The following is a 25,896-nucleotide window of genomic DNA, read 5'->3' on the forward strand; positions in this document are numbered from 1 at the left end:
AGATAGCACACTGTTGAAGCGTACTATTTAAGGTTCTTATAAATGCTCCTTCACATTGTACGATCGAAGGATACTTTCGATTTTAAGTGCTTTGCCTATATCCCCTTGAACTTTCAATTTACCTGTCATGAATGCCATCGTTCCATTCAGTTTTCCTAACAAGAACAGGCGGAAATTGGCTAATGACATTTTTAACGTACAATCGGCAGGTGTACCTTGCCTATTATTTACCGAAGCACCTCCATCTTGAAAATGAAGCTGGAAGGATTCCTCTACCTCGCCATGAATATCAAATTGATAAATGGCCGTAACCCCTTGGATGGGATCTGGGTTTTTATTTAATATTTCTACAATCAGCTTCACTAAATCCTGTAGAGTATACTCTTCAATTGTCTTTGACAAAGCCAACACTCCTTTTTTTAAATCACCCACATTCTTATAGGTTTATGATACTAGTACGTATCCGTATCGTGCAATCATATCCGTTCTTTTTTTTTGCAAAAAAAAGACAAATTCGGCAAACACCTGCTTTATCTCTATCGATGATTAAAAAGGTTCTTTGATATGATATCTTCGAAGAATCGTTTCTATTTTCATGCCCTTTGCGATATCACCTTTGGCTATCAGGATTAATTACCTAAATGTAAAAACGCACTGATAACAATACGATTTAACAGGCGAGCAAGCTCATCATACTCGACAGCGGCTGATTGGTTATAATGTTGGACCACCACTTCGTTGATGGCTCCTACCATTGCCAGGGATACTATTTGCATTTCCATCTCTGAAACAGTATCCGGCAGTTGCCCTTGCACGGTTTGAAAAATAAGCCGGGCAAAACGGCGATGCGCTTCACCTCTTACTTTCTCAATCTCTTGGGACATACCAACAGATTCAACTAACATTAAGTTAGCGGCCTTCATATCAGCAAAACATATCTCTATGTAGCGGCGTATTCCTGCATATGCCTTATAGGCATTTCGCTTCTCTTGATCAGTTGAACACCTTACTTCATTGAAGATTTCCTCTGCAATTACCCGTAAGAGCTCCGCCATTAACTCTTCTTTACTGGAAAAATTTTGATAAAAGGTTGTTTTTGAAACTCTGGCCATTTCAACAATCTCCAGCACAGAGGTAGCTTTAAATCCATCTGTTGTAAACCGTAATAAACCTGCATAAAGAATTTTTTCTCTGGCTTCTTTTGGCATTTCACTTAAAAATAACATCTAATCAGTCCAATCCATTTGGTACGACAACGTATTCCCTTTAATTTTGGCTCTGTTAAATACGGCTGTTGATTTCCGCTCCATACGCTCGCTTTCCGCGGGCGTGCCGGGGAGCCTCCTCGGCGCTGAAAGCGCCTGTGGGGTCTCCCCTGCCTCGTACTCCCGTAGAAGTCGAGCGCCTTCCGCTCCAATTAACAGAGTAAAAAAACAACAATATCGTTTAACAGAGCCTTAATTTTAAAAGAGAATACGCTGACCAGCAATAAACAAATGTAAAAAAATAAATAGCCAGATGGCTGCCTATTTTTATAAGGCTGTTTACGAAAAAGAATCTTCTTTAGTGACCGATATAACGCGCTTCCGGGATTAATTGTTTCCATTCACTGTAAGTGATAATGGTATTCCAGTGACCTGTCATTTTTGCGGCACCGATTACGATGAAGAATAACACAAAGAACGTAACCGGAACAAACCATTTATTCACTTTTTTCTTTGCAACCGTCATGTTTAATGCATCTTTAATCGGACATGCCTCCACACATGACATACAAGCCGAGCAATTTAGAGAGGTAACTTTCTCCACCTCATGAACCTTTAATCGCTGCGGGCATACCTTTGTACACATTTCACAGTTCGTACAAGTATCAACGTTCCTTTCTATTTTTGTCACTCTAAAAATCGAACCTAGTCCAATGAATGCACCACATGGGCACAAAAACCGGCACCAGAAGTTTCTAAAAAATAAAGATAAAATAAAAATAACAAGGATGAATTTCAAGGTAAATCCACTAAGGTTTAAGAATAATAGCAGCATCTTAACATCTGAAACTTTATTATAGTTATCAACAAGAAAGCTTTTGGCACTAAAAATATCCATTTGAAGGACCATACCGATAAAAAATAACAACAACACATACTTGATCGGGGTTAACAGCGAGACAAGCCATTTTGGCATATCAAAGTTTCGTTTAAATATCTTTCTGCCAAACCAGGCAATCAGTTCATTGGCTGTACCGACTGGACAGATCCAGCTGCAAAAGGATTTACGGAGGAGGATTCCTGCCCCGACAAAAAACGAAAGAAAAACAAGACCAGCTGGATGAATCACATCAAAATCCCCGCTGGTCAGCCAAACTTTCAGGGCAACGAGTGCACTTATCGGTAAAAATCCCTCGACAGCAGATGGGCGTTCCACGAACGGTGTTTTTCCATTTGTTACAAAGTGATCATAAAATTGATAAAATTGCAGTCCTATATAGAGCGAAAACAACAAAAACACAGCCTGAATGGCATATCTGGTGATTTGCACCGGCTTGCGTTTCAACTGCTTCCTATACCAAGCTTTAGACTTCATAAGGATTTCCTCCATTCATTATTAACCTAAATATAATGAACGCTGTGTAGGAGGTAAGTGATATAAATCATCGAATGACGTTATTTCAAAGAAATGTCACATTAGACTTCTTAAATTAGTCAAAAAGTGCCCTAGTATCATTTAGTGGTAAACTAATCTTTTAAGAAAAAAAATACCAGCGGATTCATTAAAATCCGCTGGTATTTTTTACTGTTCTGCCTTGAACACGATTTGATTCTGCCTTCTTGCTTCTTCTGTAATACTGAGGACGATTTCACTCCAGTCCTTTAATTTCTGATAACCCTCATTATTATTAGTTTCGATTATTCTCGCGATATTAATACATTCATAGATCATGTTTTGCTCTTCTTGGTTCATACTTAGGACTTGACTCTCTTTGGTATGCGCATCAAAAAACTTTATTTCGGATATTGGAGCCGCATCTTCAAGGACAAAGGTTCCCTTCTCCCCATGTATTTCACATGGAATCGTTGAAGCAGATATTTTAGAACAAAGAACGGTACATATGAAGTCTTCATAATCTAATAATAATGTTCCGCTGCCATCTACACCGCTTCTCAAAAGAACTGGGTGATAAGAGACTTTCTTAGGTCTTCCGAACAGGCAGACTGCTAAATATAATGGATAAACACCTAAATCGACCAATGCTCCACCGGAGTAATCCGCCGAGAAAATATTTGGCTCCTCTCCTTCTAAAAATAAATCATAGCGGGAGGAGTATTGAATGTAAGGTAAAATTGCACTTCTTAGTGTTCCTGCCATGTGAAGCTTTTCCTTGAGTATTCTAAAATTTGGAGTGTGTATATTCCGAATTGCTTCAAATAGATAGACACCATTTTCTTCAGCTGTTTGGTAGGCCTTTTCTAATTCAGCAGTGTTAGAGAAGATTGGTTTTTCGCAGATCACATGCTTTTTATTTTTCAAAAAAATCATTGCTTGCTCGAAATGAAGTGAATTCGGCGAGGCTATATATACGACCTGGAATTCTTCACTTTGAGCCATTTCTTCTAAGTCAGTAAAATAATGTGATGCATTATATTGATTTGCGAGCTGTTTCGCTTTTTCCTCGTTCCGTGAAAATACCCCCGTTAATTGATATTGTTCACTTAGCTTTGCTGCTTCAATAAAAGCTTCCGTAATCCATCCAGTCCCCACTGTAGCAAACTTAATCATGTTATTACCTCTTCCTATTGATTACTTTTAGGTACCATTTTATCCTTTTTAAGCCCTGCTTACCAATAAAACATGCAATTTTCCAGATTCTATCTGTTTCGAACATCAATTGTTGGGAACAATGGAAAAATATCAGATTTTATGTTATATGTAATAGATATGAAGAAAAGTGCAGGCTTTGATTCGAAGGCCATAGCAGACACTGATGAAAAGAGGTTTTAAAAGGTGGAAAATCAAACATCCAATTTCATAAAAGATACTATGATAAAAGATTTGGAATCAGGTAAACACCAAAAGATCGTAACACGATTCCCACCAGAGCCAAACGGCTATTTACATATTGGACACGCTAAATCAATCATTATAAACTTCGGTTTAGCGGATGAATTTAATGGACTAACGAACTTACGTTTTGATGATACCAATCCGTTAAAGGAGGATATCGAGTTTGTAAACTCCATTAAAGAAGATGTGAAATGGCTTGGATTTGAATGGGATAACTTATTCTTTGCTTCCGATTATTTTGAGGAAATGTACAACCGTGCTGTACTATTAATTGAAAAAGGGCTTGCTTATGTTGATGACCTGTCAGCTGAAGAAATTCGTGAATACCGTGGTACATTAACAGAGCCGGGAAAAAATAGTCCTTATCGCGACCGTTCCATTGAGGAGAATCTAGAGCTATTTAAACGGATGCGTGCAGGTGAGTTCGATAATGGTCAGAAGGTACTTCGGGCAAAAATTGATATGAGTTCACCTAATATCAATCTGCGTGACCCTGTTATTTATCGTATTTCACATACGACACACCATAATACTGGCGATAAATGGTGTATTTACCCTATGTATGCTTTTGCTCATCCGCTTGAAGATGCGATTGAAGGGGTCACCCATTCTATTTGCACCATTGAATTCGAAGATCAACGTCCTTTATATAATTGGGTGGTAGAACAATGTGAAATGGAAAGCACACCACAGCAAATTGAGTTTGGCCGTTTGAATGTAACCAATACTGTGATGAGCAAGCGAAAGCTTAAGCAGTTAGTGGAAGAAGGTTTTGTCGATGGCTGGGACGATCCGCGCATGCCGACAATTTCCGGAATGAGACGAAAAGGATTTACGCCGGAATCCATCCGTGCCTTTGTAAACGAAACCGGTGTACACAAAGGTTCCGGTGCCGTCGATTCACAAATGCTCGAACACTATGTCCGGGAAGATTTAAAATTAAAGGTTCCACGGACAATGGGGATCATTAACCCGTTAAAAGTGGTCATTACCAACTACCCAGAAGGCCAAATCGAATTACTTGACGCGGAGATAAATCCAGAAAATCTGGACATGGGGATGCGGAAGATCCCATTTTCTCGTGAAATATATATCGAAAAAGATGATTTCATGGAAAATCCGCCAAAGAAATACTTCCGCCTCTTCCCTGGTAATGAGGTTCGTCTAAAACATGCCTATTTCATTAAATGCGAAGAGGTTATCAAGGATGCAAATGGTGAGGTTGTAGAACTTCGTTGTACTTATGACCCAGCAACCAAGAGTGGAACTGGCTTTACCGGAAGAAAAGTCAAAGGAACCATTCATTGGGTAGAAGCGACCCATTCTGTTCCAGCTGAATTCCGTTTATACGAGCCGCTTATTTTGGATCAAACAGACGAAAGCAGTGATGAGGGGAAGACCACTTTCCTTGATCATGTAAATCCAAATTCTTTGGAAATACTTCAGGGTTATGTTGAACCAAACATGAGAGAAAGCAGACCTCAGGATAAATTCCAGTTCTTCCGCCACGGCTATTTCAACGTCGACCCTAAGGATACGACCGTTGATAAGCTTGTTTTTAACAGAATCGTCTCTCTTAAGAGTTCGTTTAAGCTATAAAAGCAAAAACCGTTTAGTAGAGCGACAGGACCTTTGCTGCACCATTTTCAAAGAACAAGCTTATAAACTTCTTATTATAAGACAAAGAACCAGGCTTATTGAAAGCCTGGTTCTTTGTCTTTAGATATGGGTATCTCTAAAATCACTTTTGTTCCTTTCCCCGGTGAAGCGATAATACACAGCTCACCACCAACAGAGCGTGCTCGTTCATCCATACTGAATAGACCGACGCCCAGCGACTGTTTGTCTACATCAAAACCCTTCCCTTTATCCCCAACCATGACCCGGACCATATCATCCATTTCTCTTACCGTGACGGCTGCTTCGTTTACCTCTGCATATTTCCGTATATTGGTTAATGCTTCTTGAATAATCCTGTAAATAGTCAGTTCAATACTAATTGAAAGACGCTGGTTTAACACACAATCAAAATAGACATCGATATTATAATGGTCGGAATAACGAGATAGGAAAGACCGAATAGCTGGGACTAACCCTAAGTCATCTAGAACGGAAGGACGCAGTTCCCAGGAGATTTCCCGAATCTCTTCGATTAATTGTGCCGCTTCTTCCTGCATCTGCTGCAACAGTGGATGATCGACTTCTGACATTAAGCGATTGATGGTAATTAAATGACTATAGAGATTTTGGCCAATTCCATCATGTAAATTACGGGAGAGACGCTTCCGTTCTTCTTCTTGAACATCAATAATGGAACTCATCATTTTTTGAAGTTCTTGCTCAACACGCTTTCTTTCTGTAACCTCATACCGAATGGCAACATATTGATAGGGCCTTTTTTGTTCGTTTAAAAACGGAACAATTGTCGTATCTACCCAATAATAAGTCCCATCTTTAGCTTTGTTTAGAATTTCACCCTTCCAAACCTTGCCCGCTCCGATTGTTCTCCACATCTCTTTAAAAAATTCTTTGGAATGATAGCCTGAATTGACAATCCGATGATCATATCCGACGAGCTCTTCCCGAGCGTATTTTGAGATATGACAAAATTGATCATTTACATATGTAATCGTCCCTCGCGAATCGGTAATGGCGACTATCGAAGATTCATCAAGGGCAAATTTATAATCCATCAGTTCGTTTCTCGTCTGCTGAATATCCACTTTCGATTCCCCCTGACTTAAAGTCCAATATAGTCCTTTAATATCTCTTCTAAAGCCTGACCTGATTCATTTACCCATTCTTGATCCGAATCGCTAAACGAACAACTTTCGCGGTTACCCACCAATAAGACCCCTTTTGGTATGCTATTAAAAAATAACGGGACTGCATAGCATGTGGTCAGCTTTTCGGCAAGAGCAATCGGATAGTCCGTAACTTTACCTGTTGCTTGATGAGGAAAATTTACCATCGTCATTGAAGCACCCGTTGAAATGATCTTACCGGCTATGCCTTTCCCGAAGCGAACAGTTATCCGTTTATATTTATCGTTTAAATTTCCCACAGCATAATGCCACCTTACGTCCGGACCCACTTTATTTTGGATGGCAAGACCGACAAAATCACAGCCAACCTGTTTCTTTAATTGGTCACATACGTTAGTAACCGCTTGTATCTTTAGTATCTCAGTCATCCCGTGCTCCCCTTATATCCCATAACCTAAGAGCCCTTTTCTCACCGCATACTGTACCAGCTCAGGCCGGGTTTTCATTTGCAGCTTCTCCATCACTTTTCCTTTATGAGTCTCAACCGTTTTCACACTAATGACGAGCTGCTCTGCAATTTCCTTGTTGGAATACCCTTTCGCTATAAGGGTGAGCACTTCTTGTTCGCGGTCAGACAAAAGATGGTATAAATCATTACTATCTTGTTTTGCCCCCGCTAAGTATTCTTCCATTAAACGTTTCTGTGCGGCAGGATGAAGATAGGCATCCCCTCTCGCCACCGATTCTATTGCAGACATTAACTCGGCATGGGGCGCACTTTTTAAAATACAGCCAGATGCCCCGCCTTCAATGGCACGGAAAAGGTACTCCTCGTCGTCATGCATCGTTAAAATTAAAATATTTATCTCAGGCATGAGTTTTTTTAGTTCTTTTGTTGCTGATAAGCCGTCTTTTCCATGCGGCATGCTTAAATCCATGACAACAACATCAGGTTTTAATTTTAAGGTCTTTTTAATCCCTTCATTTCCTTCCGATGCTTCTCCGATTACTTCCATTTGAGGATTGGTGTTCAACAGCATCTTTAAACCGCTTCTGACTACTGCATGATCATCAACTAACAGAATTTTTATCAATGATAAAATCTCCTTTGCTACTATAAGGGCAATGACAATTCGATTGATGTCCCTTCTCCTATTTTAGAAGATATCGCACAATTGCCGCCAGTGAGATGCATTCTTTCTTTCATCATGGCAATTCCTGATAAAGGTGTATGGGAAGTGCGGTCAAGTTCTTCAAGCTGAAATCCTTTACCGAAATCATGAATGGTAATCTTTAATTCTGCTTCTGACCAAGTGAAGGTCATTTTTACTTTCGATGTATCGGCATATTTCGCAATATTGGCAAGGGCTTCTTGGCACACACGGAAAACCGCAATTTGGGAGCGCTCAGGCAGATTGGACTCTTCACCCGCTGATTCTAAGTCCACTAAAATACCAAACGTGGACGTATATAATTTAAGATAGCTTTTCATTGCTGGAAGTATTCCAAAGGTGGTCAGGGTAGGAGGATGCAATTCTACAGATAATAATCTAATCTCCTGGATTGTCTTTTCAATCAGCTGTGACATTTCACGTACATAACTCTTCATATTCTGCTCGTTTATCCCAGATTCGACAACCTGTAAACCTGTTAAAATACTATATAAATTTTGACCAACGCCCTCATGCAGCTCTATGGCAATCCGTTTAATTTCTTCTTCCTGTGAATCAATGATATAAGAATTTATTTTTTGCATTTTCTGTAGTACATCCATTAAGGTTCCCCCCTTTTACCTGCTTAGTTGAAAGTTAAAAAAGTCAGGTTCTTATTAAAAGACCTGAACCTTTTTTATTGTGTAGGTTAATCCGCTGTCAGCGTCCATCGCAGCCCACACGTCGTCTGACCGTTTGACTTTGCTTGTGAGCGGCACCGCAAGAAAATAAAAATCATCAAAATAAAAACGAATATGCGTTTGATCAGGACAATACTGAACTTTTTTAATCGTTTTCCTTATAGCGCCAGCTTGGTCGCCGCCTTGGTCATCTTGGATACTAATATCGACTGGGTCTCCAGTAAACTGCTCTATATCTGCCAATTTAATGAGTTCCACAGCTATTACATCCTTTCAATACTGGATAGATGAATATTTTGTAGCCTTGCAAATTTTCCTAAAACGCCTCGCCCGCATGATCTTCGATATATTGGATGGTCTCTTCCTCAGACTGCCAATTGCTCATACCCTTAATTTCTGCCACAACCATTTCAATACCTTCACCTGTTTTTTCTTCTAAAAACCAATTTAACCGCTTTTTAGAAAAGGTCTGTTTCAATAAATCATCAATCTCAGCTGCAAAACTGCCTAATGCTGGTCTTACAAAACAAAAATCAATATAAGTCTCACTGGTCATTGACATTCACACCTTTTTTATAAATAAGCAAGGCAATCGGGAATAAAATGACGTTGATGACAGCAGCGATAATGGTATTTGTATAATTTTCATAGAAGTATTGATGGACCATATATTGGGTAAATATTATGTTTAACATGAGAATAGCTAAAAGCAGTCCAACGGGTACGTAACTACGCTTCATAACGTTTCACCCCCACGGCATAAACTGCACCGTTTTCGACTTTCACATAGATTTCTGGAAGCGGACGTCTTGGCGGTCCTGCGATTGGTTCCCCCGTTTTCACATCAAATTTCCCGTGGTGGCATGAACATAGCATCTCACCCTCGTCCTTTTTCCAAAACACAGGGCAGCGCAGATGGGTACATGCATTTTGGTAGGCTACATATTTATTTTCAGATAGTCTGATTAAAATCGCACTGTCATGTTCACCTGGAAAGGCAAAATCAACGGCATCCCCAACTGGGATAGCACTTACATCGGTAATTTTATGCTTCGGATACTTTTTATCACTAAGACCGGTTAATTCCTTCGCCGCTAAGGCTCCCCATGGGAGGGAAGTTACAGCAAATACTCCGGCTGCGCCAACTAATGTTTTCATGAAACCGCGGCGGTCCAGCTTACGTTCATTATTTCGATTAATATTGTGTGTATAGTTATCTTCATTGAACGGGATTTTATTATTTTTCTCTGACACGCTAATCCCTCCTAAAACAATTTAGTGACGCCCTGCAGGATACCAGGAAGATTCACTTTAACATTTGTTTCGCCTTCTAGATAAGGCATACTTGTTACCCATTTGTCATTATCAAGGTTAAATCGCTTTTGTTTTGCTTCAATTTCCTCTTCAGTCAGCCATTGTAATGTATTGGTCGGACAAACACTTGCACACATGGGTGGAATGCCGTCCTTAGAACGATCAATACATAAATCGCACTTATACATAAGATTTTGCTCGGTATCAAACTTAGGTATTCCATATGGGCAGGCAATCGTACAGTTTTGGCAGCCAATACATTTTTCCACAAGTGCTGAAAGTACGGCTCCTGTTTCGTGAATCTGAATAGCCTGAGCCGGACAGCTTCTTGCACAAGCAGGATTGACACAGTGAAGGCACATTAGAGGCATCGTTTGCCGGTTAACAAGCGGATTAACATCGTATACATAATTACGGTTCCGCTCCTCATGACCGCCACACTGTGTACAAGCCGCTAAACAAGAACGGCAGCCTATACAGTTTTCCAGTTCAATATAAAGCCTCTTTTTCATTTATTGCACCTTCTTTTTCATTTCTAATTTTCCAATCTGGGCAGCACACGCTTTAAATTCCGGCATTCTTGAGATCGGATCAAGGGCACCAATGGTTAATAGATTAATAGATTGCTCATGGCCCCAATGATACGGAACAAACACGGTATCTTTACGAATCGCTTCTGTAATTTTTACTTTATAAACCGCTTCTCCTCTTCTTGTAAAGAGACGGACTCTTTCTTCATGGCTGATATTGTATTTCTGTGCTGTCTCCGGATGTACTTCGACAAACGGCTCTGGGCACATATCCCGTAAGAATTGAATCCTCCTAGTTTGATTACCAGATAGATAGTGATAAACGACACGGCCAGATGTTAAACGAAGCGGGAACTCTTGGTCCGGCTCTTCTGCTGGCGGCCGGTAAGGTAATGCGAAAATTTTCGCCTTCCCATCGGAGTGATAGAATTTTTTATCTAAAAATAAATGCGGTGTGCCAGGATCCTTTTCATCTCTGCAAGGCCAAAACACTCCGTCTTGTTTTTCAATTTTTTCCCATGTAACGCCGTAGTAATCCGCTGTGCCTCCTTTAGAAGCGACACGAAGTTCATCGAAGATATCCCTGGAGGATTTTAAATGAGAAAAGTATTTTCCACGGCCCATCCGTTCGGCAATTTCAATTTGAATCTTCCAGTCTGGTTTTGATTCACCCAGCGGTTTTTGTGCTTGGTTAATTTTGATAATGCGGCCTTCGACATTGGTGGTTGTTCCTTCATCTTCCGCCCAAGTTGTGGTTGGAAGAACCACATCTGCAAATTCTGCAGACTCAGACAGATAAAAGTCTACACAAACCATGAAATCTAGGTTTTTCATTTGTTCTCGTACATAATTTAAATTTGGAGCAGATACCGCAGGGTTTGAACATAATAGGTATAGGGCACGGATCGTCTTTTGCTCCATTAAGCCAAACATTTCGTAAGCAGAAACGCCCTCTTTAGGCATTTCTTCCGGTTGGATTCCCCATACCTTTGAGATATATTCAACGTGTTCTGGATAAGCAAGTTTTCGATAGCCTGGAAGAGCATCTGCTTTTTGACCGTGCTCACGGCCGCCTTGACCATTCCCTTGTCCTGTGATCGTAGCAACTCCAGATTTAGGGCGACCGATTTTCCCCGTAACTAGTGCCAAATTCGTATAGGAAGAAACATTGTCTACTCCTTTAATTTGCTGCTCAATTCCTCTTGCAAACATCACAATAGCATTCGGTGCTTCTCCGTAAATTTGCGCAGCACGAATAATTTTCTCAGGAGCAACACCCGTTAGTTGGCTTGTATATTCAGGTGTAAATTCTTTTACTAGTTCTTTTGTTTCTTCATATCCATTTGTATGGTTATTGACAAATTCATCATCAGCATGACCATTTTGAATTAACAAATTTAGGATTCCATTTGCAAGGGCAAGGTCTGTTCCAGGTCTTAAATCAAGATGAAGATCGGCTCTTCTTGCAATCGGAGTTTCCCGTGGGTCGGCAACAATCACATAGCCGCCACGCTCCTGGACAGCCCAAATCCGGAACATTGATGTCGGATGGCATTCCGCTGTATTACTTCCGGCAAGGAAAATACAGTCTGTTTCATGGACATCTGTCCAAGGTACCGTTGAGCCTCGATCGATACCAAGTGAACGATTTAATCCTCCTGCTGCACTCGACATACAAAATCTTCCGTTGTAATCGATATAACGTGTTTGTAATCCAACCCGAGCAAACTTTCCGGTTAGGTAACATTTTTCGTTAGTCATGGATACCCCGCTATATACTGAAACAGAATCTTTTCCGTACTGTGTTTGAAGTTCCGTGAATTTTTTAACGATAAGGTCATATGCCTCTTCCCAGCTGGCTTCACGAAATCCTTGTTTTGTACCTTTTAACGATTTGTTATCGCGGATCAGTGGTTTAAGAATCCGGTCTAGATGGTTGACCTGCTGATAAGCAGTAACCCCCTTCGGACACATCTTTCCAAGTGTAACTGGCCAATCATAACGAGGCTCCACTCCGATGATTTTATTGGACTTGGTGTTAACTCTTAGGTTCATCCCACATTGCATGGCACAGTAGCTGCAGTGGGTTTTGACTAAAGTTTCATTGGGATGATTTAGATTTTCTATATCTTTAAAGAATGTATCTCTTTCGTTCTTAAAATTAGCCTTTTGCATTCTGATTGGCCTCCTTAACCTTCACTTGGTGCGTTGCGAATCCTGAAAATCTTGCAATCCGATATTTTCGGCGGCATGGTAAACACAATTCAGCAAGATTAAACCCGTCTTCCATGTTAAATTCCATCTCATTTATGCCTAATACATTTATGACATCATTTGATTGTTCAACCGATACGAAATGATCTCCGCACACTTTACATTTTTTCATTTCTTGTTCAGCGTAATGTTCGCGATAGTTTCTTGCAAACACACTCATGGGTCTGAATGGGATATGAGCAAGCTTTCCAAATGGTAAATAAATTAACGTTACAATTACTGAAAATTGATGGATTAGTGACATTTGCGGCTGCATCCAGCCATGCAGTACGACATTTTGAAAGGTTAGCAGTAAGCCTGTAACCGAAATAAATAATAATAAGTAAAGCGGTAAGAAATCATACATAAATTTTTGTTCTGCTCTAGCCTGCATGTTTTTTAAACGGCGGTGTAAAGCCATACATACACCGGCAGTTACCATGATTGCGGCAATATTAAGGGCATTATAGGACATCCAGGCAATGATTCCATCTGCTTTGACATGCAGTACGTTCATCCCGAAAAGCACGATTGTATAGTATCCATTGTCTTCCATTGTAAAATACATCCAGCTGAAAACGAGCGGGAAGGTTACCATACAAGCAAGCATACAACCCCAGCCGATTAAAATATGCTGCACCCAGCGGTACACACCGCGATTACGAATGAAGTCAAAAATGGCTAGATGACTAACCGCGGTTTTTGGAGTACTTTTTCTGAATAAAAGCTTTAAGCCTTTTTTGATAATTATTTTGGTAGGCGGTCTTTCCCCCCATGCGATGAAGCGATAGAAGAAGCCTCCAATGAAGACTAGCGTGCCGACCATATATCCGTATAGGTTTAAGTCAATATGTGTAAACATTCTTGTTCCGATAAAGGTTAAAATGATAAGTCCGATGATGGATAAAAATATGGATTTAGCAAAGTGTGATGCAAAGGCATCATTTACAGAGCGTCCCGCTTTTTTTGTTGCTGCAGCAGTAGTCGATTGCATTTTCCTGATCCTCCTCAAAAAAAATAACACATCCGTTTTTCTTATCCTTATTGTAAGAAAAACGGATGTGTTATCTATATCAGGGAACTCCCCTATTATAAGGGGGAAAAACCCCTAAAAAAGTTATTTTAGACAAATTCTTGTCACAAACGAAAGGTGGAGGTTTTAAAGAGGGCGGAATTCAGACAACAGCAACTGGTATGTGCCCTCTGTTGTCCGAATACAAGTTTACCTTTGAACGTACTTTTTCCGCCATGAGTATAGCAGAAGTACTATACCAATTATTATTTGTAAAGAGAATGCAATCGCATCCCAAAATGTGTTGGAGCTTGTCCCGTGAGAAAAACCTGGGAGTATTTTTTTCCACGCAAATAATAATTGTGGAATATAATAGATGAAATATAAGCTGACAGTCAAAACTACCCCAAGGACATAAAAGATGGAATAGAAAAAAACGGTCTTTCTTTCTCCAGTGAAAATCTCATCTATTTCCTTAGATTTTATAAAAGGAATCTTTTTACTAATAAGATGGTGTGCATTTTCCATTAAATTATAACAGCCAGAGGCATTTTCAAATACGTAATATAAATCAGTTTTCATGTATACGCAAAGTTGATACACCATTCGAATTACTGTATCTAATACAATAATGCTCATAATACTTAGGAAAATCCCTGATCCATTTCCGACTATGAGTTTTGTAATCAAGGCAATTGCTAGGATTACTGTATCAAAGCAAATACCAGCCAAGTATAAGACATTACGTTCTTTTGAGGGCAATTTCCAAACAGATGACATATCGGTTTCTAAGACAATAAGAAATAAACGATGGCCAACTTCTAATCTTGTTGATAGATTAAAGGCCCTCATTGCTAAAACATGACCCAATTCATGGATTAATACTAAAAAGAAGGTTAATAAAAGCAATGCAGGAATAGTTAACGCCATATAATCGAAGATAAACAAATCTTTATATTGTGGAAATAAATTAGGTTTATTAATGAATAGGATAATGTTTATAACAAATAAAGCGACATAAACACAATATGAGGTTTTATTAAAAAAGAAACGCCCGATATGGGGTGAAATCCATAAAAATCCTAATCTGTCCCCCACTGGCTTCTTTATCTGTTCAAGTCTTACACCGTCAATCTCTGCAATAAGTTGCATATCCATTAGCTGTTCAGCAAAATCAATAAGATCCACTTCTTCATCAGGATATTTTAAAACTAGTACGTTCTGAATATCCGCTAATCGCATCCCATCAGAAATCATATTGATTGCATCGATACAAATGTCAGGCATTTCATAGAACTCACCAGAAGTTTTATCCTCAACAATATAATGTTTTTTATCCTTGCGAATTTCTATAGGAACTAACAATAGAGTGGAATTCAATGTGAGGTTCATTCTAACACCCTTTTAGAATTTTTCAAAAAAAAGAGAGATGCCTATCTTTAACAGCATCTCTACCTTATTACTTTTACATACCTAAAAAAGGACACCACCAGCAAGTTGTTTTAACCTTTCTTAACTTACGAAATTTCATAATTCCACCTCCTTAGGTAATTCCCATTGTTTAGTCCAAGGATATTTTTCATGAAATTCAACCCAAGCAGGGAATACTTTTTGAAATTCATCCACTAGCCTCGGATCAAATTGGGAACCCTTACCATCAATGATACGTTGATATGCTTCTTCAACTGGCATTGCTGCCCGATAAGAACGGGAAGATGTCATTGCATCAAAAGCATCAGCAATAGATGTAACCCTTGCAAGCAAGGGAATTTCTTCACCTTTTAGTTGATCTGGATAGCCTTTTCCATCCCAGCGTTCATGATGAGATCGAATCACACAAATGCTATCCTGTATTCCCTCAACATCCTTAACTGCTTCCGCACCTACACCTGGATGTGATTTAATAATTTCAAATTCTTCTTCTGTCAACCTCTCAGGTTTCATTAATATATGATCAGGTATATGAACCTTCCCAATATCATGTAATAAGCATGCATAATAAAAAGACTTTTGTTCCTCTTTTGTGAACTTACCAATTTCTTTTGCTAATAATACCCCATAGTTTGCAACTCTTTCACTATGTCCTCTTGTATATGGGTCTTTCAACTCTAGGGTAGCAATTACTCCTTTTACAATACCTTCTAACTGATTATCATACGAGATCTTAACCGCTCGAACATAACCTTGAAAGCGAACTAATAAGAAAAATGAAAGAATTGATAAGGTAGCGAAAATCAGGATAACGAAGGCCAAGTAAGAAGCATCCAGTATAATAGCAGTTAAGAGATATTTCGCTATAATTCCTAAACTAACTAACCAAAAATACCTTGTACTTAGGAAAATAGGTAATGAAAAAACTAGAAATACTTCCACCATGTTTCCACTGTTGTATTCTTTTCCACTAATAGTATAGGATACAATATCAACTGAAAACACAGTTACAAGATAAGTTATAAAAAATACATATTTAATCCATGATTGTTTATTTTTTTTATTTAAGTAAATTAGTACGGGAATTAATAAGATGAGTACAATATAGTTCAAATACCAAAAATTGCTAGGAAATCCACCTTTTTGATGCTTAATATGGACTGGTAAAATATAATAGTAGAAAAGGTCATAGCCGCCCATAATTATATAGAAAAATGTAAGAAACCATTTTAATGTTCGTTGTTCTTCATGTGGTAACATATAAACCTCCAAGCGTGCATGACACACTACTAAAAAATTTGTAGAGATATTTTTTATCGATAATGTCATAATTCCCTAAAATAAATTAGCAAATCCTATTACTCTACATTATATAACATAGAAAAAACGCATAGCATTCTTTATTTTGCAATTTTTTGTAGAATTATAGAACTATTTCTTGATTTGATTTTTCTGCATTATCGGTAGGGAAACTTTTACTTCTGTACCTGCTCCAATTTCACTCTCAATTTTCAACTTCCCATTATGATCTTTGATGATTTGGCTTGTAACCATTAAGCCAAGGCCCGTTCCATCCTTTTTCGTAGTAAAGAAAGGTTCTCCTACATTTAAGATGTTACTATCCTCTATCCCACACCCCTCATCCTGGATGGAGATATACATTTTTTTAGAGTCGACCGTTTTAACATTAATCTTAATCCTACCACCCTCAATCATGGATTCAATTGCATTCTTAATTAAATTAAGAAATACTTGCTTCAATTGTTTTCCATCACATTCAATTGGTGGTAAAGGGCCTTCCATAAACGTCTCAATCTTAACTCCCTGCATCTCGGCCTGTTGTTGTGTAATTGAAAGAGTATAAGCAATAATTTCTTCAATACGCGCTTTTTCAAAATTTATTTCTTTAGGTTTGCCCAGATACATTAAATCATTAACTATTGAATTAATCCTATCAATTTCTTGAATCATGATAGGATAGAACTCATTTGAATTCGGACTTCGCTCATTCTGTAATTGCGCAAACCCTCTTAAGGATGATAAAGGATTACGAATTTCGTGACCTATCCCTGCAGCCATTTGACCAATTACCGCTAACTTTTCTTTATGCCGTAATTCTTCGTGAACATCTGTTATAGATTTGATATAGGAATTAAAACGAATTAGTACAGTATAAGCAATTAAGGAAAGAATAATATAGATAACTATTGGCATTAATACATGCATACTTTGTAAAATTAAGCCTAAAATTACTTCTTTGCCGATAAGCCCCATTGACACTATCCAAAAGTATTTCTTATTTACAAAAATCGGGCTATATAGATAAAATAAAACCTCTACAATATTCCCAGATGTATATGGAGTATCTTTACCCCAATACGTAAGTATTGTATCAACAAAATCTATTCCTAAATAACTATAAATATAAATGTACTTTACAATAAAAGGATTGCCCTTTTTAATAAAATAGACTCCGAAAATTAGAACAATAATGAATAGACTAAGGCTTCCCAGACTTGCGGAGATCATTGACTTTTCTTTATATATTGTTGATTTACTTAAGTAATAAAAAATCTCAAAAGAATAATACACGAAATTAAACAACCATAAAAATAAAATAATTGCCTTTTTCTCTTCAATAAATAACTTGGGATTTCTGTTTCCCTCTTTCATATTCTTTTCTCCCTAATACACTTGTAATAAAAAATGGATATTCAAGCCTATTTCTATTCTACCATTTTTTCTAAATTAAAAAGACAATATTTTTGTTCATTCGATTATTTTCGACATTTTCCGATTTAATTCTATCAAAAAAAAAGAACTTGCCAACAGCAAGTTCTTTTTCCAGTTGATTAACTGACCTTCTTAATTCGGTCACCTTTATAATTTAGTGTTGAATGCCTGCGTCCATATCCAAAGTAAACAAACAATCCAAGCACTAGCCAAATAGCGAAACTGATCCATGATATAGCTGGAAGCTGCAGAGCTAAATAGCCACAGAATAAGAATGCAAGAATCGGGATATAGGGTACAAACGGTACACGGAAACCCGTTTTGGGAGCCTGCTTATTTTTACGAAGATATAAGATTCCAACTGAGACAGTCATAAAGGCAAATAATGTACCGATATTCACCAATTCCGCAAGCCTTCCTAATGGTACTAATCCTGCAAAGATTGATACCAATATACAAGTGATCCAAGAGTTCACCATTGGAGTTTGCTTCTTTTTATCTACCTTAGAAAAAATCTTAGGCAGTAAGCCATCACGGCTGATTGCATAGAATAATCGTGTTTGTCCATAAATCATAACTAATAATACAGTAGTAATACCGGCAATTGCTCCCAGGGAAATGAACCCTGCCACCCAATCCTGGTGAATGTAGTTAAGAGCAAAAGCCACTGGGTTTTTTACACCTAGCTGTTGATAAGGAACAATCCCTGTTAAAATGGCCGATACAACGATATATAAAACCGTACAAACTAACAGTGAGGCAATAATACCAATCGGCATATTTTTCTGTGGATTTTTCACTTCTTCTGCAGCTGTAGAAACGGCATCAAAACCAATGTAAGCAAAGAAGACAGTAGCTGCTCCTGTTGCAACACCAGAGAATCCAAACGGCATAAACGGAGTCCAGTTACCTGGTTTTACATACCATACTCCAACAGCGATAAATAATACGACTACTGCCAGCTTGATAAGAACCATAATAGTATTTAATCGAGCTGATTTTTTTACACCTTGCGTTAGTAACATTGTGATAATGAAAACAATTAAGATAGCTGGAACATCAATATAGGTTCCATTTGCAGGATTATAAGCACTTGTAATGGCTTTAGGAAAATGAATTCCAAACCCTGCTAATAACCCTTGGAAATAGCCGGACCAGCCACTGGCTACTGCCGATGAGGCAAGCCCATATTCGAGAATCAAATCCCAACCCAAAATCCATGCTATGATCTCACCAAAGGTAGCATAGCTGTAAGTATAAGCACTGCCAGAAACCGGGACCGTCGAAGCAAACTCTGCATAACACAGGGCTGCAAATACACAGGCTAGCCCTGATAAGATAAAGGAAAGTATTAAGGCAGGACCTGCATGTTCGGCAGCTGCTACTCCTGTAAGGACAAATATTCCCGTTCCGATAATGGCCCCTATCCCGAGCATTGATAAATCAAATGCTCCTAACTCTTTCTTTAAGGTTACATCTTTATGACCTACTTCTTGAATAAGCGTTTGTATTGATTTCTTTCTAAATAAATCCATTATATACCCCCCCTCGGGCTGACTTCGGAAATTTCTGATTAAACATTTAAAACTCATATTTGAAATAATATAATCATTTTTCAGAAAAAGCAATATATTTTTAAAAAATAAATTATTTCAAAATAGTTCCAAGACATTAATTTCCACAAGCACACACATTTTGATCATGTTTTTTACTACTTACAACTGTTCTACACATTTATTTAGTTATTGTAAAAAACCATTTTTTATATATTAAAAACAAAAATCAACTTGACTGCACTGCACCCTAAAGGTTCGAGTGAAATCTAACTTTTGGAGTGTATTTTTATGTATTACGGAGAAGCACTTTACCCATTTGAGAAATTAAAAGAGAGAATTGAAAAATATATCAAATATTATAATAACAAGCGAATAAAGCAAAAATTGGCAGGCATGAGTCCGGTTCAATACCAAATCCACACCAGCCAATTAGCCGCATAATATATAAAACTCTAACTTTTCGGGATCTCCTCATTTTCGGAATAGCCCTTTTCTATTCTTCGATAGCCTGAACTTCTCGAGATATCTGACACGATAATCAGATACGAATAAATTTTATAATTTGATCATGTTGAAGTAAGGAAAGAAGCGGCAAATCTTCCTCCACAACCCTTCCGGCCACATTGACTCGTTCATCAGCTGGAAGGTCATGAAGAGTAATTTGTACCTCTCCGCGATATCGTCCATAACGGTCATTATCTCTCGTAATGGTTCCCATCGGGCGTGACCCAGTATGCTCAGGAACTATACTCTCCGAACTCCTTGTATCCATGAAACGAAGTACGTCACGTGAAAAATCAGGGCGGAGCCGGAACTCTCCTTCTTGAAAACCCTCGATTCGGATCGAAACACGTCGATTACAATCAAAATCCATTAATCTATGAAGAAGGTCCTCACTAACCTCAGGGTCCCCTATATACACATCCTTTACACCCGCGTTAAACAACTCCAATGCCGCCTGATATGGCTCCGCTTGACGATGATCCTCCAAGGTCGGCAGCCCCTCAAACAGAGGGCCTCGTTTTTCACCATCTCCCGGAATATATGCACTAATCGGGATTCGATACCGTTCAAAAAGTTCATTTTGCGATTGAAAAAAACTATAGGCTAAGCCCGTTTCACGCCTTGGATAGAAATTATGCCAGGCTAGTAGTTGACCTACCTCGAGCCCCCCTTCTAGCAAGGTACGCACATCATCTTCAAACAAAATACTGGCATTAAGTGCAAGTTTGAAATCCTTCGCTAGGTTCAAAATCGTTTCATGTTCAAAAAAATCATCCAGCCTTAAACCGATTACCCCTAAGGATTTTAACTCAAGTAAGGATTCCAATCCTAAGTGAGCCGGTGTTCGTGCCGATACATCCGCATAAACCTCTATTCCAACTTCCATTGCTGCTTGAAGCAGCATTTTAGCGCGGACCGCTAAATCCCCTGACTCTTCAGGGATGTGAAGCGAAGTAAACGCCCGCTTTACACCCATTCTCCCCGCAAAGGCAATCCTCTGTTCTGCTAAAGGATCATTTAAATAGAAGGAAATGCCGATCATTCAAATTCACCAGCCATATCATCTTTGAAGCCGAAGAAATATGTGAACACAAAACCCGCTGCATAGGCAATTAATACCCCTAGTAAATAGAGAAGAACTTGACCTGTTACGACAAGGAAAGCAAGAGGTAAACCTGATACGCCTACAGCAATTGTTGCAACATGAAACGCCGCCTGAAATGCGCCGCCTACGCCGGCCCCTAGACATGCTGTTAAAAATGGACGCCCTAATGGCAGTGTTACACCGAAGATTAACGGCTCCCCGATGCCAAGAATTCCCGCTGGCAAGGCACCGCCAATTGCTCTTTTTAAACGTGTTTTCTTTGTCTTAAAATAAATTGCAAACGCAGCTCCCACTTGTGCTGCCCCACCCATTGCCAGGATTGGAAGAAGCGGGTCATTACCAAGAGAATTAATTAATTCAAGATGAATAGGGGTTAAGCCTTGATGCAAACCCGTTACAACAAGCGGAAGGAAGGTTGCGCCAAGGACAAAGCCTGCAACTACACCACCCATATCGAGTAATGTGGTTAATCCTTTTGTAATCGCATCTGAAACGAAACCACCAAGCGGCATAAATACAAGATAGGTAACAATACCAGTAACCAATAATGCAACCGTTGGTGTTATGAAAAGATCAAGAGATTGTGGAACATAACGACGAACTCGTTTTTCGACAAGGGCAATGAAAATAGCGGCAAATAGTACCCCAATTAAGCCGCCACGTCCAGGAAGCAATGCAGTATCAAACAATTTGATTCCTGCAACAGCTGGGTTAATGATCAAGATACCGGCAATTGCCCCAAGTGCTGGTGAACCACCGAACTCTTTCGCAGCATTGGTTCCAACTAAAATTCCTAGGTAACCAAATAATCCTCCACCAATAACAGACAAGATTGTTGCAAGTTGAGAATCCCCTGCCAGCCATCCAGCTTGGATAATGGCTTTTGTGATCCCAGTTATCAGGCCTGATGCCACAAGTGCCGGGATTAACGGTATGAAAATACTTGAAATTTTTCGTAAAAACAGCTTAAATGGTGTGGCATTCTTTTTATTAATTTCAGCCTTTGTACTTGCGGCCTTACCCTTTAAATCAATTCCGCCGGCTGCATCTATTAATCTACCAAACTCCTCTGTTACTTTATTTACTTTTCCAGGTCCAAGAATAATTTGGAGTGTTTCCTCCTCAAGCACTCCTATGACCCCTTCTATATTCTTGATAGCCACCTTATTGATAACGGAATCATCCTTTGGTGTTACACGAAGTCTAGTCATACAATGTGTATAATTGACAATATTCTCTGGGCCGCCTAATTGTTCAAGAATCTTTCCCGCTAATATTTTATTCTCTCCAGCCATGCTAATTCCCCTTCTCTCTGTGGTTGTATTTTTAAAAGTGAACCCATTTCCCCAAGTCAGCTAATGGAGTGGTGTCTCCCCCTATAAGGACTATTTCCCTTCTTTGATATACCGGATTGCTTCCCTTGTTTTATCTATTGAGTTAATCGTATCCTCATATTGAACGGTTGCCATGGATAAAAATAATATGTCCATGATATATAACTGTGCAAGACGCGATGCTGTGGCTGCACTTCGAAAAGGTGCTTCCCCGGAATAAGAGGTAAACAACTTAATATCCGCCAAGTTAGAGACAGTTGATTGTCCGTATTTCGTTACACTAATCGTTTTAACGCCTCGCTCTTTCGCAAGAGTCATTACTTTAATGACTTCGGGCGTTTCTCCTGAATGGGAAATTGCAAACACCAGATCATCCTTACCAGCATTTGCAATTAAGGTAGCAACAAGATGTGTATCCGTAAAAGCGGTTGCATTTTTATGAATCCTAAGGAGCTTTTGCTGAGCGTCCTTAGCGATTATGTTTGAAGCCCCAATACCAAAAAAATGAACATTTTGGGCAGCCGATAGGGTGTGAACAGCACGTTCCAGTTCATCATAATTGATGATCTCTTCTGTATCTCGGATGCTTTGAATACTATTGCTTGTTGTCTTTTGGACGATAGAGAAAAAGGATTCACCAGGTTCGATATCACGATAACCTTGCTCGATAGGTTTCACCAAATCCCCGGCAATTCTAACCTTTAAATCTTGAAATCCATTTAACCCCAGTGACTTACACAGCCTAATGACAGCAGCTCCACTTGTACCTGCTTGCAACCCGATGTCATGGACCGTACTGTTTAAAATCGATTGAGGATTTTCAAGAATAAACTCAGCGATTTTCCGCTCTGAAGCCGGAAGCTGCTCCAGCATATTTTGAATCATTTTTAAACCACCTGCTGCCACACCAATGACCACCTTTATAAAAAATTCACTCCTACACTTTTTGGACTGCTTTTTTCACATATCCATTCGCTTCTGTTAATAATCTTTCCGCTTCTTGTTTATTCGTACCGGTTTTTATCATCACGATTGCCGTTTTAACTTGTAGATCCGCTTCTTCTAATGTCTCCAAAGCTCGTTCATAGGAAACCCCGGTAATTTTTCGGATAATGCCAATCGCCCGTTCCTTCAATTTTTCGTTACTCACATGAACGTCCACCATTAAATTTTCATATGCCTTACCTAAAAGAATCATGGACGAAGTGGAAATCATATTCAAAATCATCTTATGTGCGGTACCAGATTTCAATCTCGTTGAGCCTGTCAGCACTTCAGGGCCAACAATTACTTCGATTGCTTGATCCGCTTCCTTACTAATCGCTGCATTTTTATTGCAGGAGAGAGCGACTGTTTTCGCTCCAATACTTCGTGCATATCTCAGCGCACCGATTACATAAGGCGTCCGGCCACTGGCAGCAATACCGATAACCGTATCATTTTTTGTTAATTCTAATTCCTTCAAATCGTTAACACCGAAATCCGGCTGATCCTCTGCTCCTTCTACAGCTTTCAGAAAGGCGCCCTCTCCACCAGCTATTAGACCTTGTACCATTTCAGGATCTGTACTGAAGGTAGGCGGACATTCGACTGCATCCAGTACCCCTAATCTGCCGCTCGTACCTGCACCAACATAAATGAGGCGCCCCCCGTTTTTAAAGGAATCAACAACAAATTGAACAGCAACCGCCACATCTGGTAAAACTGCGTTCACTGCTAAAGCAACCAATTGATCCTGCTCATTCATAATTCGTAAAATATCGTGTGAACTTGCTGTATCTATCTGCATTGAATGTTCATTTCGCGATTCTGTCGTTAATAAATCTAGATTTTCTGCCATTGTATCGTTATCCTCCTGTTAGTCTTTTCTGAGGTGTAAACGGTTGCCCGTACATTTATTATATTCTCCTTAAAATAGAATTTCAACATTTTTAAATAAATTGTAAAATATTATTTTAAAACGATTTTTCACCTGGGAAAAATCGGTCACGAAATGCTAGTTATCATTTAAGCAAATAGCGACGAATAGCCTTTGCAACCCCTGATTCATTATTATTTCCCGTCACCTTGTCCGCCAATTGTTTCACCTTTTCCGGCGCATTCCCCATGGCAATTCCTAGACCCGCTACAGAGAGCATGAGCGAGTCATTAAAATTATCACCAATCGCTGCTGTTTGATAGAGTGGAATTCCCAGCTTCTCGGTAAGCTTGAATAGGGCAGATGCTTTTGTTACACCCACAGGGGTGATTTCTAAATTAACAAAATTAAAGCTGCTGCTAATTTCCATCTCCACTCCCTGTTCCTTCAACCGTTTGGGAAGATCAGCGAGCTTGTTGCCATTATCAAATACAGCGATTTTTGTAATATTCGGCTCCCGCTCCTGTAGGTAGCTGTTAAAGTTCTCAACCACTTTCACCTGGCATTTTTCTCGAAAACTTTGACAATGTAGTTGTTCTCCCCCTGATTTTTCAAGGGTGGGAATGTTATTTTCAATCCAGTTTTCATTCCATTTATTTACCTGTGGAACGAGAAGTGTATCCCCTTCGTAAAAATGGGCATAGATACCCTCCGCCTCACACAATCTCCAAAAACTAAGCAGTAATTCAGATTGAAAAAAAGATTGCTCGCTAACCTCTCCCTTCTCATCAATTAGGACTGCGCCATTGTATGCAATAATCGGCTCACCCGTTAGTCCGATTGTACGGGCAATCCATTGGGTGGAAAGTGGGGAACGCCCACTGCTAATAATCACTTTTCCACCTCTTTTGCGATAATCATAAATCGTCTCGATCGTTTCTAAATCGATTTCTTTTTGATCGTTTAATAACGTTCCATCCAAGTCCATTGCTAATAGTCGATATTTCACTTTTTACCACCTCTTTGTAATTTTATTTTATTTTTAATATAATATTACTAAAATTTAATTTCAAATAAAACGACACACGCTTCAATGATTGTTACCGCTCCCGGATACTTATTGCGGATGCATCTTGGCATTGAACATGAGGGCTTGTCCTCACATATTGGGACTTATTAACAGAAGCAATAATAGACAAACATTAGTGATTGGATTGAATTTAATCAGCAAAAAATAGCAGCCTATATTTTAAAAAGTTTTCCGAACGAAAGGAACTTAAAAATTTAACTTCATGGAGTACAGTAATAAAGGACTACTCTTATTTGTAGACCTTAAAACAAAATAATTTACTATTTGCTGTAGTTATCCGAACGAACAATTCGCGTTTCATGTAGAAATATTAGGACATCCCTTTATTGAAACTTAAAAACCTTGACACAACAAAAAATTTAGTGTAATATTGATTTTTGTGCTCCACAAATAAACAGTAACTTGTAATAGAGAAGATAATGCAATGTAAGAATCCATTTCTGGCATTCTGCTTATGTTTTAAGATAAAAACTTATTCACACTGGATCGGCTTCGGAGCC

Annotated in this window: 26 protein-coding genes; 2 read left to right on the forward strand and 24 right to left on the reverse strand. The window is 39.0% G+C overall.

Features of this window, described 5'->3' with window-relative positions; genetic code table 11:
- Positions 1–36: 36 nt before the first annotated feature.
- From ACZ9EE_RS11525 to ACZ9EE_RS11540, 4 genes are all read right to left on the reverse strand, one after another.
- The gene (locus tag ACZ9EE_RS11525) at positions 37–402 is read right to left on the reverse strand and encodes an SCP2 sterol-binding domain-containing protein (protein WP_476027165.1); all 366 of its coding nucleotides are present in this window, start codon (positions 400–402) and stop codon (positions 37–39) included.
- A gap of 227 nt (positions 403–629) precedes the next feature.
- Complete coding sequence (locus ACZ9EE_RS11530) at positions 630–1,226, reverse strand: TetR/AcrR family transcriptional regulator (protein WP_476027167.1); 597 nt, start codon at positions 1,224–1,226, stop codon at positions 630–632.
- 337 nt (positions 1,227–1,563) lie between these two features.
- The gene (locus ACZ9EE_RS11535) at positions 1,564–2,580 is read right to left on the reverse strand and encodes a 4Fe-4S binding protein (protein ID WP_476027169.1); all 1,017 of its coding nucleotides are present in this window, start codon (positions 2,578–2,580) and stop codon (positions 1,564–1,566) included.
- Between the two features lie 207 nt (positions 2,581–2,787).
- Positions 2,788–3,771 carry a Gfo/Idh/MocA family protein gene (locus tag ACZ9EE_RS11540; protein ID WP_476032935.1) on the reverse strand — a complete coding sequence of 328 codons (984 nt, stop codon included), beginning with the start codon at positions 3,769–3,771 and terminating at the stop codon, positions 2,788–2,790.
- Between the two features lie 228 nt (positions 3,772–3,999).
- On the opposite strand from ACZ9EE_RS11540, the gene ACZ9EE_RS11545 reads away from it, so the two are divergent.
- On the forward strand, positions 4,000–5,658 hold the full coding sequence (locus ACZ9EE_RS11545) for a glutamine--tRNA ligase/YqeY domain fusion protein (RefSeq protein ID WP_476027171.1): 1,659 nt from the start codon (positions 4,000–4,002) through the stop codon (positions 5,656–5,658).
- Between the two features lie 95 nt (positions 5,659–5,753).
- Here ACZ9EE_RS11545 and ACZ9EE_RS11550 read toward each other — a convergent pair whose 3' ends face one another.
- The 15 genes from ACZ9EE_RS11550 to ACZ9EE_RS11620 all read right to left on the reverse strand — a co-directional run bounded on the left by ACZ9EE_RS11550 (position 5,754) and on the right by ACZ9EE_RS11620 (position 19,484).
- A complete protein-coding gene (locus tag ACZ9EE_RS11550; protein ID WP_476027173.1) occupies positions 5,754–6,782 on the reverse strand; it encodes a PAS domain-containing sensor histidine kinase in 1,029 nt (342 codons plus the stop codon).
- A gap of 17 nt (positions 6,783–6,799) precedes the next feature.
- The gene (locus tag ACZ9EE_RS11555) at positions 6,800–7,252 is read right to left on the reverse strand and encodes a GAF domain-containing protein (RefSeq protein ID WP_476027175.1); all 453 of its coding nucleotides are present in this window, start codon (positions 7,250–7,252) and stop codon (positions 6,800–6,802) included.
- Positions 7,253–7,264: 12 nt separating this feature from the next.
- Complete coding sequence (locus tag ACZ9EE_RS11560) at positions 7,265–7,918, reverse strand: response regulator (RefSeq protein WP_476027177.1); 654 nt, start codon at positions 7,916–7,918, stop codon at positions 7,265–7,267.
- Between the two features lie 20 nt (positions 7,919–7,938).
- On the reverse strand, positions 7,939–8,598 hold the full coding sequence (locus ACZ9EE_RS11565) for a sensor histidine kinase (RefSeq protein WP_476027179.1): 660 nt from the start codon (positions 8,596–8,598) through the stop codon (positions 7,939–7,941).
- Positions 8,599–8,652: 54 nt separating this feature from the next.
- Positions 8,653–8,934: a hypothetical protein gene (locus ACZ9EE_RS11570; protein WP_476027181.1), complete on the reverse strand. Its 282-nt coding sequence runs from the start codon at positions 8,932–8,934 to the stop codon at positions 8,653–8,655.
- A 58-nt stretch (positions 8,935–8,992) separates the two neighbouring features.
- The gene (locus ACZ9EE_RS11575; RefSeq protein WP_476027183.1) at positions 8,993–9,232 is read right to left on the reverse strand and encodes a hypothetical protein; all 240 of its coding nucleotides are present in this window, start codon (positions 9,230–9,232) and stop codon (positions 8,993–8,995) included.
- A complete protein-coding gene (locus tag ACZ9EE_RS11580; RefSeq protein ID WP_476027185.1) occupies positions 9,222–9,416 on the reverse strand; it encodes a hypothetical protein in 195 nt (64 codons plus the stop codon). Before ACZ9EE_RS11580 ends, ACZ9EE_RS11575 begins: the two co-directional genes overlap by 11 nt.
- Entirely contained in the window at positions 9,406–9,930 is a 525-nt protein-coding gene (locus ACZ9EE_RS11585) for a QcrA and Rieske domain-containing protein (RefSeq protein ID WP_476027187.1), read from the reverse strand. The genes ACZ9EE_RS11580 and ACZ9EE_RS11585 overlap by 11 nt, the downstream gene beginning before the upstream one ends.
- Positions 9,931–9,941: 11 nt before the next feature.
- Positions 9,942–10,502 carry a 4Fe-4S dicluster domain-containing protein gene (locus ACZ9EE_RS11590; RefSeq protein ID WP_476027188.1) on the reverse strand — a complete coding sequence of 187 codons (561 nt, stop codon included), beginning with the start codon at positions 10,500–10,502 and terminating at the stop codon, positions 9,942–9,944.
- Complete coding sequence (locus ACZ9EE_RS11595; RefSeq protein WP_476027190.1) at positions 10,503–12,695, reverse strand: molybdopterin oxidoreductase family protein; 2,193 nt, start codon at positions 12,693–12,695, stop codon at positions 10,503–10,505.
- Entirely contained in the window at positions 12,682–13,767 is a 1,086-nt protein-coding gene (locus ACZ9EE_RS11600; protein WP_476027192.1) for a hypothetical protein, read from the reverse strand. Before ACZ9EE_RS11600 ends, ACZ9EE_RS11595 begins: the two co-directional genes overlap by 14 nt.
- 228 nt (positions 13,768–13,995) lie before the next feature.
- Positions 13,996–15,177, reverse strand: a complete 1,182-nt coding sequence (locus ACZ9EE_RS11605) for a hypothetical protein (protein WP_476027194.1) — start codon at positions 15,175–15,177, stop codon at positions 13,996–13,998.
- A 135-nt stretch (positions 15,178–15,312) separates the two neighbouring features.
- Complete coding sequence (locus ACZ9EE_RS11610) at positions 15,313–16,476, reverse strand: HD-GYP domain-containing protein (RefSeq protein ID WP_476027196.1); 1,164 nt, start codon at positions 16,474–16,476, stop codon at positions 15,313–15,315.
- Between the two features lie 171 nt (positions 16,477–16,647).
- Positions 16,648–17,889 carry an ATP-binding protein gene (locus ACZ9EE_RS11615; RefSeq protein ID WP_476027198.1) on the reverse strand — a complete coding sequence of 414 codons (1,242 nt, stop codon included), beginning with the start codon at positions 17,887–17,889 and terminating at the stop codon, positions 16,648–16,650.
- A 179-nt stretch (positions 17,890–18,068) separates the two neighbouring features.
- Complete coding sequence (locus ACZ9EE_RS11620) at positions 18,069–19,484, reverse strand: amino acid permease (RefSeq protein WP_476027200.1); 1,416 nt, start codon at positions 19,482–19,484, stop codon at positions 18,069–18,071.
- A 309-nt stretch (positions 19,485–19,793) separates the two neighbouring features.
- On the opposite strand from ACZ9EE_RS11620, the gene ACZ9EE_RS11625 reads away from it, so the two are divergent.
- Complete coding sequence (locus ACZ9EE_RS11625) at positions 19,794–19,946, forward strand: IS3 family transposase (RefSeq protein ID WP_476027202.1); 153 nt, start codon at positions 19,794–19,796, stop codon at positions 19,944–19,946.
- 97 nt (positions 19,947–20,043) lie between these two features.
- Here ACZ9EE_RS11625 and ACZ9EE_RS11630 read toward each other — a convergent pair whose 3' ends face one another.
- From ACZ9EE_RS11630 to ACZ9EE_RS11650, 5 genes are all read right to left on the reverse strand, one after another.
- Positions 20,044–21,051 (reverse strand): MupG family TIM beta-alpha barrel fold protein, encoded by a 1,008-nt coding sequence (locus ACZ9EE_RS11630; RefSeq protein ID WP_476027204.1) that lies wholly within the window; start codon positions 21,049–21,051, stop codon positions 20,044–20,046.
- The gene (locus ACZ9EE_RS11635) at positions 21,048–22,409 is read right to left on the reverse strand and encodes a PTS transporter subunit EIIC (protein ID WP_476027205.1); all 1,362 of its coding nucleotides are present in this window, start codon (positions 22,407–22,409) and stop codon (positions 21,048–21,050) included. The genes ACZ9EE_RS11630 and ACZ9EE_RS11635 overlap by 4 nt, the downstream gene beginning before the upstream one ends.
- 90 nt (positions 22,410–22,499) lie before the next feature.
- A complete protein-coding gene (locus ACZ9EE_RS11640; RefSeq protein WP_476027207.1) occupies positions 22,500–23,354 on the reverse strand; it encodes a MurR/RpiR family transcriptional regulator in 855 nt (284 codons plus the stop codon).
- Between the two features lie 31 nt (positions 23,355–23,385).
- Positions 23,386–24,288 (reverse strand): N-acetylmuramic acid 6-phosphate etherase, encoded by a 903-nt coding sequence (gene murQ / locus ACZ9EE_RS11645; RefSeq protein WP_476027209.1) that lies wholly within the window; start codon positions 24,286–24,288, stop codon positions 23,386–23,388.
- Positions 24,289–24,451: 163 nt separating this feature from the next.
- The gene (locus ACZ9EE_RS11650) at positions 24,452–25,315 is read right to left on the reverse strand and encodes a Cof-type HAD-IIB family hydrolase (protein ID WP_476027211.1); all 864 of its coding nucleotides are present in this window, start codon (positions 25,313–25,315) and stop codon (positions 24,452–24,454) included.
- Between the last annotated feature and the right edge of the window lie 581 nt (positions 25,316–25,896).

The organism is Bacillus sp. URHA0034 (genome assembly GCF_056280405.1).